Below are 376 nucleotides of genomic sequence, written 5' to 3'. Positions count from 1 at the left end.
TAGATCACCAACAGGTTTTCCAAACCAAACAACAGGCGATTGATGGTGTTGTAGCCGATATTCCAGCGGGCAATGCGGATATCCTTGTTGATAGCATCGGCGAGGCGGTTGTGCCACTGCCCCTGGCGGTCGTTCTCGCGCTGGAACAGTTTGACGGTCTGAATAGCCCGCACCGATTCCATAAAGTGCGAGTCGTGTTTTGCCTGGGCAACAATTTGTTCTTCAGTAAGTAGCCGTAATGGGCGATAAAGTAACAGACGCAGAACGGCGTACAGGACGACCACCAGCAACACAATCAAGGTTAGCCATAGATCGTAAAAAAACATGGCGGCCAGTGTGATCAGCGCCATAATACCGTCCACGACCGCAGCCACCA

At 51.9% G+C, this 376-nt stretch carries 1 protein-coding gene; it reads right to left on the bottom strand.

What is annotated here, in order from left to right; genetic code table 11:
• Nucleotides 1-376, bottom strand: a 376-nt coding sequence (locus Q1A48_RS21445) for an ABC transporter transmembrane domain-containing protein (RefSeq protein WP_299948918.1), incomplete at both ends; no start/stop codon positions are given.

It is taken from the genome of uncultured Microbulbifer sp. (assembly GCF_947489355.1).
In the GTDB taxonomy this organism is placed as follows: Bacteria; Pseudomonadota; Gammaproteobacteria; order Pseudomonadales; family Cellvibrionaceae; genus Microbulbifer.
The sequence above is the reverse complement of the archived record's forward strand: the minus strand, read 5'-3'. Positions and strand labels throughout refer to the sequence as shown.